The sequence below is a fragment of the Streptomyces sp. WAC05292 genome (assembly GCF_003949955.1).
In the GTDB taxonomy this organism is placed as follows: Bacteria; Actinomycetota; Actinomycetes; order Streptomycetales; family Streptomycetaceae; genus Streptomyces; species Streptomyces globosus.
Map to the genome: position 1 here is coordinate 38,094 of NZ_RPSE01000013.1, position 8,843 is coordinate 46,936.

Here is an 8,843-nt window from a genome sequence, read left to right on the forward strand (position 1 = left end):
CCACGCCGCCCGCGGGCGGCGCCTCACGCCCCGCCGGGCCGTCCGGCGCGGAGCCGTTCGGCGAAGGCCCGCGCCGCCGCCAGGTCGTCCGGGCCCGGCCGGTTCCGCCGGATGCCGCCCACCAGCCGGAACGGCCCCCAGGTGTCGAACGCCCGGCAGGAGAAGGCCCCCTCCACCTCGAAGCCCTTCCCTTCGAGGAGCCGCACCAGCGGACGGGTGAACGGGGCCGGCGGGAACCCGGGGAGCCCGCTGGTCGCGAACACGAACGCCCGGCCCCGGCAGGCGACGGGCAGCCGGCCCGCGAACCCGGTCAGACGGCGGTGCATCCTGCCGTGGAAGACGCCGGAGCCGAACCCGACGAGGTCGGCGGCGGCCAGTTCGGCCGGGTCTGCGTCCTCGGGGGACACGACCCGTGCGCCGAGCACCCCGGCGATGGTGTCGGCGACCCGGCGGGTGTTGCCGTGCGACACGGAGACGCACACGATCACGGTCTTCATCCGGCGATCCCTTCCTTTCCGCTCCTGCCGGTACGGACCGTGCAGCAGCGCGAAACGTGACACCGCAGGAGCGGCGGGATCAGGACAGGGGGCGCACGTACGCCAGGCCGGGGCGGTCGGCGAGGAGGATCTCCCCGGCGGGGACGAACCCCGTACGGGCCAGCACGGCCCGGGACGCCGCGTTGTCGAGGGTCGTGGCGGCCCGCAGGGCCGTCAGCCCGTACCTGCCGGCCGCCAGGCCGCACAGTTCGCGGACGGCGGCGGTGGCGAGCCCGTGGCCCGCGGCGCGCTCCGCGACCCGGTAGCCGAGCTCGGCCGTGCCGTCGGCCACGTCGACCAGGTTGAAACGGCCCAGCACCTCGCCTCCCGCGTCGACGAGGACGTGGAACAGGCAGGTCCCGGCGGCCTGTTCGGCGAGCAGGCCGCGGTGCCGCTCGTCGAACCGGGCGAAGTAGCCGTCACCCCGGTCCGGGACGCAGGCGGCGAAGTACGACCGGTTCTCCCGCTCGAAGGCCAGGAGCGCGGGGGCGTGGTCCGCGCGGAGCAGTTCCAGTTCGGGCACGGGCAGGACTGTACGCGGCCCCGCCCCGCGGGGGCACCGCACCCCCATGCCGTCACGTCAGGGGGGCGCGGCCCTTCGGCTGGGACGGCTCGACCGCGTCGGGTGCGGGCGGTACGGGGAGTTCCGCCGGGGTCTCCGGGTCCAGGACCGTGGTCGTGCCGTGGTGCAGCACCGGCAGCGGCGCCCCCTCCAGCAGCGTGTACCGTGCCGCGTCGCGGCGGATCTCGACGCGCAGCCGCCGGTCCCTGACGCGGACGTTGAAGGCGAGCCGGGTCAGCGTCGACGGCAGGCGCGGCGCGAACCGCACGGGCGCCTCCGCCTCCGCCGCGTCACCGGGCCCGCCCCCGCCCCGCGGCGGGACGGCGGGGGCGGCGCCGTAGCGCCGCCGCAGTCCGCCCAGGCCCTGCACAAGAGCGATCCACGTCCCGGCCAGCGACGCCATGTGGAGGCCGTCGCGGGTGTTGTGCTCCAGGTCGTTCAGGTCCATCAGCGCCGCCTCCCGGGTGTACGCCCAGGCCAGGTCCAGGTGGCCGGTCTCGGCGGCGAGGGCTGCCTGGCAGCAGGCGGACAGCGAGGAGTCCCGGACGGTCAGCGCCTCGTAGTAGGCGAAGTTGCGCGCCTTCTCCCCGTCGGTGAACTCGTCCGGGCAGGCCAGCATCGCCAGCACCAGGTCGGCCTGCTTGACGACCTGCTTGCGGTACAGGTCGAAGTAGGGGAAGTGCAGCAGCAGCGGGTACTGCTCCTGCGCGGTGCCCTCGAAGTCCCACGGCTGCTGGTCGGTGAAACCGGCGGCCTGCTCGTGCACTCCCAGGCGGCTGTTGTACGGGATCGCGATCCGGGCGGCGGTGTCCCGCCAGTCCGCGGCCTCGGCGGCGCCGACGGCCAGCTCGGCGGCGCGGTCCGGGTGCAGGGCGACCGCGTCCGCCGCGGCCAGCAGGTTCCGCCGGGCCATCACGTTCGTGTAGAGGTTGTCGCGGGCCACGGCGCTGTACTCGTCCGGGCCGGTGACGCCGTCGATGTGGAAGGCGCCGTCGGCGTCGCAGTGGCCCAGGGAGCGCCACAGCCGCGCCGTGTGCACCAGGAGGTCGAGGCCGGGGCCGCGGTGGAAGCCGTGGTCGCCCGTGGCGAACACGTACCGTTCGGCGGCCGCCGCGATGGCGGCGTTCACGTGGAAGGCGACCGTGCCGGCGGGCCAGTACGCGGAGCACTCGGCGCCGTTGATGGTCCGCCAGGGGAACGCAGCCCCTGCAAGGCCCAGTTGGCGGGCCCGCTGAAGCGCACTCGGCAGCGTGGTGTGCCGCCACCGCAGGACGGGCGCCACGGTGTCCGGAGCGGTGTGCGTGAGCACCGGCAGCACGAACGACTCGGTGTCCCAGAAGGCGTGCCCGTCGTAGCCCGTCCCGGTGAGCCCCTTCGCCGGAATGGCCCGCTCCTCGGCACGGGCGGCGGCCTGGAAGAGGTGGAACAGGGCGAACCGCACCGCCTGCTGGACCTGCGCGTCCCCCTCCACCTCGACGTCTCCGTCGGCCCAGAACTCGTCCAGGCAGGCCCGCTGCCCTTCCAGCAGGCCCTGCCAGCCGGTGCTGCGGGCCGCCGCGAGGCCGCCCTCCACCTGGTCGCGCAGCGCGGGCAGCGACCGCTGCGCGGACCACCCGTACGAGACGAACTTGACCAGCGACAGCCGCTCGCCCGGCGCCAGGTTCGCGGTGACGGTCAGCCGGGCCACGTCCGGTTCGCTCTCCGCCGCCCAACTCGTCCCCGCGGGACCCTCCACCAGGTGGTCGGCGGCGACCGCCACCCGCTGGCGGCTGCTGCCGGTGCAGTGCACCAGGCGCAGCCGCGTGCCGTGCGCGTGGTGCTCCTCGGGAACGAGCGGCGAGTCGATGACCGCCGCCACCCGCGGGTCCCCCGAGGCGGCGGGCAGCTGCTCGTTGGCGACGAGCTCGGACTGCACGGCGATGCCGGCCGGCCCGTCGACGGCCTCGACGGTGTAGGAGATCGCGGCGACGGCGCGCTGCGCCAGGGAGACCAGCCGGTGGGAGGTCAGGCGCACGGTCCGGCCCGAGGGCGTGGTCCATTCCGCGGTGCGGCTGAGCACCCCCGTGCGGAAGTCCAGGACCCGCTCGTGGAAGGCGAGTCGGCCGTACCGCAGGTCGAAGGGGTGGTCGTCGACGAGGAGCCGGATGACCTTGCCGTCGGTGACGTTGATGGCGGTCTGCCCGGACTCCGGATAGCCGTAGCCCGCCTCCGCGTAGGGGAGGGGGTGCGTCTCGTGCACGCCGTTCAGGTAGGAGCCCGGCAGGCCGTGCGGTTCGCCTTCGTCGAGGTTTCCGCGCCAGCCGAGGTGGCCGTTGGACAGGGCGAAGACGGACTCGCTCTGCGCGAGGACGTTCAGGTCGAGGGCGGTCTCCCGGAGCAGCCAGGGCTCCGTGGCGAAGCACGTGTGCGTGATCATCCGCGGTCCAGGAGTTCGGAGAGGTCGCCCACCACGACATCGGCGCCGTGGTCGCGCAGCGCGCCCGCCTGCCCGGCGCGGTCCACGCCCACGACGAACCCGAAGCCGCCCGCCCTGCCCGCCGCCACGCCCGCCAGCGCGTCCTCGAAGACGGCCGCCTCCTCGGGTGCCACCCCGAACAGGCGGGCCGCGGCCAGGTAGCTGTCGGCGGCCGGCTTTCCGCGCAGGTGCTGCTCGGCGATGGTCAGCCCGTCCACGCGCTCCTCGAACAGGTCCGCGATGCCCGCCGCGGCCAGGACGTCGCGGCAGTTGGCGCTGGAGGAGACGACGGCCCGGTGCAGCCCGGCGTCCTTGGCGGCGCGCACGTACGCGACCGAGCCCTCGTACGCCTCCACCCCCTGCTCGCGGATCATCCGCAGCACCAGCTCGTTCTTGCGGGTGCCCAGCCCGTGGACGGTCTCCCGGTCGGGGCCGTCGTCCGCGGCGCCCTCGGGGAGGGTGACGCCGCGGGAGGCGAGGAAGGTGCGCACGCCGTCCTCGCGGGGGCGGCCGTCCACGTACTCGTCGTAGTCCCGCACGGCGTCGAACGCGACGAACGACGAGCCCGCGTGCCCGGCCCGCCGGCGCAGGTAGTCGTCGAACATCTGCTTCCAGGCTGCGGCGTGGACCTTGGCGGTCCGGGTGAGCACGCCGTCCAGGTCGAACAGGCACGTGCGGACGTGGTCGGGAAGTCCCAGCATGCCGTCGAGGCTAGGCCGTCTCCACCGGATCCGGGCTGACCCACGCCGTCCGGCACCGCGCCTCGCCGCGTCCTCGGGGCGCCGCGCCGCGCGTCACGCGCCGCGGGTCTCCGCCTGCGCCCACGCCAGGTACGCCTCCGCGGCCTCCGACACGGGCAGCACGATCCACTGCGGCACCTCGTACGGGTGCCGCCCGTGCACCCACGCCTCCAGCGCCCCCACCCGGTCCTGCACCGTCTTGAACGTCAGCCGGTACTCGCGCTCGTGCCGCACCTTCCCCTGCCACCAGTAGAAGGACGTCATCCGCGCCTCCACGTCCACCCCGGCCGCCAGCCGCGCCTCGACCGCGGCCCGCCCCAGCTCGTACGCGGTGCTCTCGTCGTCCACCGTGGTCTGCGCGAGCACGACCGGGTTGCCCGGCTCCGCCATCTCCAACCTCCTCGATCGGGTTCCCCCGACCCTAACCGGCCCGCAGCCCCTCCCCGTTGCCGCCTGCCGCCGGCCCGGCATGACCCCATGGGGTGAACCTGTCGGCCGTGCGGGTGGCCGGGCCGCCCGCAGCGGGGCAGCGGGCGGAGCGGGACCGCTACAACCGGGGCCGTGAACTCCCGCTGCCGGCGCTCCGCGCCCGCCCTCGCCCTGGGCCTCGCCGCCCTCCTCCTCCCGCATCAGGCGTCCGCCGCGCCCACCGACGCTCCCGATCCGGTCGTCTTCGTCCACGGCTGGAACAGCAGCGGCTCGACATGGGACACCATGGCGGGCCGGTTCCGGGCCGCGGGCTGGCCGGCCGACCGGCTCCACCAGTGGACGTACCCGTCCGGCCAGTCCAACGCCGCGACCGCCGCCGCCCTCGCCGACGAGGTCGACCGGGTCCTCGCCGCGACGGGAGCCGCCCGCGTCGACCTGGTCGCCCACTCCATGGGGTCCCTCTCCTCCCGGCACTACCTGAGGAACCTCGGCGGCACCGCCAAGGTGGACGCCTGGGTCTCCCTCGCCGGCCCCAACCACGGCACCGACGCCGCCCGCCTGTGCGCAGGCCCCGCCTGCACCGAGATGCGCCCCGGCTCCGCGTTCCTCCAGGCGCTCAACACCGGGGACGAGACGCCCGGCGCGACCCGCTACGCGACATGGGCCTCGCCGTGCGACGTCTTCGTCCTGCCCGCCTCCACCGTCGCCCTGGACGGGGCGGAGAACCGGACGACGGCCTGCCTCGGCCACACCGACCTGCACCGCGACGCCGCGGTCCACGCGGAGGTCGCCGCGCACGTCCGCTGAGGACCGGCGCACTCCGAAGGAGGGCCGCCGACGGCCGGCCGGCCGCGGGCGACCGGCCGCCCGTCCCCGACACCGTCCGGCCGCGCAGGCACCGCACGGCGCCTCCGCGCGGCACCCCGCGCCCGGCCGGGCGGCCGCGGCCGTGTATCAGCCGCGTATCGGACACCGCTCGGTCGTCCATCCGCCGGCCCGCGGGTCCCGCCGACGGCCGGTCCGGCGCGGGACCTGCCGTATCGTTCCCGGCGGGGCACGGGCCGGGGACCCGGCCGGGGCCCGCGAGCCCGCCGTCCGCGTGCTGCTGGTGGAGGACGACGAGCTGATGCGCCGCTCCTTCGCCCTCGCCCTGGAACGCTACGGCTACCGGGTGCAGGCCGCCGCCGACGGCCTCGCCGGGCTCGAACTCTTCCGCGCCGACCCCTTCGACGTGCTCGTCCTGGACGTGATGCTGCCCGGCCTGGACGGCATCGGCCTGTGCCGCCGCATCCGCGAGACCAGCCTCGTGCCCGTCCTGATGATGTCGGCGCGCGGCGACGGGCTCGACGTCGTGGCCGGCCTGGAGGCCGGCGCCGACGACTACGTCGTCAAGCCCGTCGAGACGTACGTTCTCGTCGCCCGCATCCGCTCCCTCCTGCGGCGCGCGACCTACCCGCCCGTCCCGGCGGGCACGCCCGCCTCCGCGGACCCGGCCCCCGGATCGGTGCCGGCCGCGCAGGACGTCCTGGCCTTCGGCGACCTCGCCATCGACACCGCCGGCATGGAGGTCACCCTCGCGGGCGCCCCCGTCGCCCTCACCCCGACCGAGCTGAGACTGCTCCTGGAGTTCGCCGCCCACCCCGGCGTCGTCCTGGAGCGGCACACCCTGCTGCGCGACGTCTGGGACTACGGCTGGGACGGCGACAGCCGCGTCGTGGACCTCTGCGTGCAGCGGCTGCGCCGCAAGCTCGGCAAGGACCGCATCGAGACGGTCCGCGGCTTCGGCTACAAGCTCAGGCGCTGAGCGCGGTGTCCGCGAACCGCCGGCCCGGGCCGGGCAGGACCTCCCTGCGGTGGAAGATCGCCGCGCTCGCCGCCGCCACGGCCGCGCTGGTCGCCGCCGCGGTCGGGGTCCTCGTCCACGTGTGGACCGCGCACGACATCCACGACCGCGCCCGCGCCCGGGCGTTCAACGCCGTGTACGCCGCCGCCGACGTCCACCGGCGCACGGGAGCCCTCACGGAAGACGCCCGGGTCGCCCCGCCCGACCTGCCCGCCTCCCTCCGCGACCCCGCCGACGGGGCGCGGCACACCGCCTACGACCCGCGCACCGACGGCAACGTCGGCCCGAGCATGTGGGCCGCCCAGCGCACCGGCGGCCCCGGCAGCCCCGTCCTCGCCGTCCAGGTCAACATGAGCGGCGAACTCCACACCCTGCGACGGCTCGACGCGACGATGACGGCGGCCTCCCTCGCCGCGCTCGCCGCCGCCACGCCCCTCGCCTTCTACGGGGCGGGGCTCGTGGCCCGCCGGCTGCGGCGGGTCTCCGCGACGGCGGCCCGCATCTCCGCCGGCGACCTCGACGCACGGACCGGGCCCGCCAAGGGGCGGGACGAGGTCGCCGAGATCGCCGCCACCGTCGACCTCATGGCCGACAGCCTCGCCCGGCGCCTGCGCACCGAGCGGCAGTTCACCGCCGACGTCGCCCACGAGCTGCGCACCCCCGTCGGGGGACTGCTGGCGGCCGCCGACCTGCTGCCGCCGGGCGAGACGGAGGACCTGCTGCGCGCCCGGGTGCGGGACCTGCGCGGCCTCGTCGAGGACCTCCTGGAGATCTCCCGCCTCGACGCGGGCGCCGAACGCCCCGTCTGCGTCCGGGTACCGCTCGCCGCCGTCGTCGCCGAGGCCGTCGCCCGGACGGGGCTCGACACCGAGGTCACGCCTTGCGGGCCCGGGCCCGGGCGGGACGCCGGAGCCGACACCGCGGTACCGGAGCCCGCCGTGGAGACCGATCCGCGCCGCCTGGAGCGGATCGTCGCCAACCTCGTCGCCAACGCCCACCGCCACGGCGCCGCCCCGGTCCGGGTCACCGTCACGGACCGCACCGTCGTCGTACGCGACCACGGACCCGGCTTCCCGGCCGACCTGCTGCTCCACGGCCCCCGCCGGTTCCACACCGGCTCCGCGGAGCGCGGCGGCGGCCACGGCCTCGGCCTGACCATCGCCGCGGGCCAGGCCCGCCTCCTCGGCGCCGAACTCCGCTTCGGCAACGCCCCGGACGGCGGCGCGGTCGCCACCCTCCGCCTGCCCGCCTGAGCCTCCGCCCGCCGGCGCTGCTGCACGACCGCGACGAAGCGGAGCGCGCACCGATACACCGCCGACCAGGAGCCGATACGCGGCCGCGGAACCCTTCGGAGAGCAACGCAAGCACCCGAGGAGGAGCCCCCCGTGACCGCCGACCCCTTCGCCCCGCACACCGCGGCCGCCACCCGCGACGCCGCCGCCTCCGCCTCCGGCCTGACGAAGGTCCACGGCACCGGCGACGCCCGCGTCACCGCCCTCGACGACGTGAGCATCACCTTCCGGCAGGGCGAGTTCACGGCCGTCATGGGCCCCTCCGGCTGCGGCAAGTCCACCCTCCTGCACTGCGCCGCCGGCCTCGACACCCCCACCTCCGGATCCGTCCGCATCGGCACCACCGAACTCGGCACCCTGGACGACCGGGAGCTGACCCGGCTGCGCCGAGACCGCATCGGCTTCGTCTTCCAGGCCTTCAACCTGCTGCCGACGCTGACCGCCCTGGAGAACATCACCCTGCCCTCGGCGATCGCCGGCAGCCGCCCCGACCGCGAGTGGCTGGACCGGGTGGTGTCCATGGTCGGCCTCTCCGGGCGCCTCGGCCACCGGCCCGCCCAGCTTTCGGGCGGGCAGCAGCAGCGCGTCGCCGTGGCCCGCGCGCTCGCCTCCCGCCCCGCGATCGTCTTCGCCGACGAGCCCACCGGCAACCTCGACTCCCGGTCCGGGGCCGCGGTCCTCGGCTTCCTGCGCGACTCGGTGCGCGACCTGGGCCAGACCGTCGTCATGGTCACGCACGACCCGGGTGCCGCCGGCCACGCCGACCGCGTGGTGTTCCTCTGCGACGGCCGCCTCGTCGACGAGATGAGGCGCCCCACCCCGGAGCGGGTCCTCGACCGGATGAAGGCGTTCGACACCGGCTCGCGCACCAGCTGACCGGCCGGCCCTCCGGGCGCCGCCCCCGCCGGCGGCCGGGGGGCCGGCCGGTCAGCTGGTGCGCGAGCCGGTGTCGAACGCCTTCATCCGGTCGAGGACCCGCTCCGGGG

General features: G+C 76.0%; 9 protein-coding genes. 4 read left to right on the forward strand and 5 right to left on the reverse strand.

Annotated features, from left to right (window positions below):
- Positions 1–23 precede the first annotated feature (23 nt).
- The 5 genes from EF903_RS03160 to cutA all read right to left on the reverse strand — a co-directional run bounded on the left by EF903_RS03160 (position 24) and on the right by cutA (position 4,683).
- Entirely contained in the window at positions 24–497 is a 474-nt protein-coding gene (locus tag EF903_RS03160) for a flavodoxin family protein (RefSeq protein ID WP_125541043.1), read from the reverse strand.
- Between the two features lie 79 nt (positions 498–576).
- Positions 577–1,059, reverse strand: a complete 483-nt coding sequence (locus tag EF903_RS03165) for a GNAT family N-acetyltransferase (protein WP_125541044.1) — start codon at positions 1,057–1,059, stop codon at positions 577–579.
- 52 nt (positions 1,060–1,111) lie between these two features.
- Positions 1,112–3,514 (reverse strand): glycoside hydrolase family 65 protein, encoded by a 2,403-nt coding sequence (locus EF903_RS03170; protein WP_125541045.1) that lies wholly within the window; start codon positions 3,512–3,514, stop codon positions 1,112–1,114.
- Positions 3,511–4,254, reverse strand: coding sequence for a beta-phosphoglucomutase family hydrolase (locus EF903_RS03175; protein WP_125541046.1), 744 nt, complete (start codon positions 4,252–4,254; stop codon positions 3,511–3,513). Before EF903_RS03175 ends, EF903_RS03170 begins: the two co-directional genes overlap by 4 nt.
- A gap of 93 nt (positions 4,255–4,347) precedes the next feature.
- Complete coding sequence (gene cutA, locus EF903_RS03180) at positions 4,348–4,683, reverse strand: divalent-cation tolerance protein CutA (RefSeq protein WP_125541047.1); 336 nt, start codon at positions 4,681–4,683, stop codon at positions 4,348–4,350.
- A 171-nt stretch (positions 4,684–4,854) separates the two neighbouring features.
- Here cutA and EF903_RS03185 point away from each other — a divergent pair, with 171 nt between their 5' ends.
- The 4 genes from EF903_RS03185 (at position 4,855) to EF903_RS03200 (ending at position 8,733) form a co-directional block, all read left to right on the forward strand.
- On the forward strand, positions 4,855–5,529 hold the full coding sequence (locus EF903_RS03185) for a triacylglycerol lipase (protein ID WP_125541048.1): 675 nt from the start codon (positions 4,855–4,857) through the stop codon (positions 5,527–5,529).
- A gap of 319 nt (positions 5,530–5,848) precedes the next feature.
- Positions 5,849–6,526, forward strand: a complete 678-nt coding sequence (gene cseB / locus EF903_RS03190; RefSeq protein ID WP_399420025.1) for a two-component system response regulator CseB — start codon at positions 5,849–5,851, stop codon at positions 6,524–6,526.
- A 5-nt stretch (positions 6,527–6,531) separates the two neighbouring features.
- Positions 6,532–7,818 carry a HAMP domain-containing sensor histidine kinase gene (locus EF903_RS03195; protein WP_125541050.1) on the forward strand — a complete coding sequence of 429 codons (1,287 nt, stop codon included), beginning with the start codon at positions 6,532–6,534 and terminating at the stop codon, positions 7,816–7,818.
- A 132-nt stretch (positions 7,819–7,950) separates the two neighbouring features.
- Positions 7,951–8,733: an ABC transporter ATP-binding protein gene (locus EF903_RS03200; RefSeq protein WP_125541051.1), complete on the forward strand. Its 783-nt coding sequence runs from the start codon at positions 7,951–7,953 to the stop codon at positions 8,731–8,733.
- The last annotated feature ends 110 nt before the right edge of the window (positions 8,734–8,843 follow it).

Excerpts from the sequence above, each read along its gene's own strand:
- EF903_RS03160 (WP_125541043.1), bottom strand. The coding sequence starts at position 497 with ATGAAGACCGTGATCGTGTGCGTCTCCGTGTCGCACGGCAACACCCGC.
- cutA (WP_125541047.1), bottom strand. The coding sequence starts at position 4,683 with ATGGCGGAGCCGGGCAACCCGGTCGTGCTCGCGCAGACCACGGTGGAC.
- cseB (WP_399420025.1), top strand. The coding sequence starts at position 5,849 with ATGCGCCGCTCCTTCGCCCTCGCCCTGGAACGCTACGGCTACCGGGTG.
- EF903_RS03175 (WP_125541046.1), bottom strand. The coding sequence starts at position 4,254 with ATGCTGGGACTTCCCGACCACGTCCGCACGTGCCTGTTCGACCTGGAC.
- EF903_RS03170 (WP_125541045.1), bottom strand. The coding sequence starts at position 3,514 with ATGATCACGCACACGTGCTTCGCCACGGAGCCCTGGCTGCTCCGGGAG.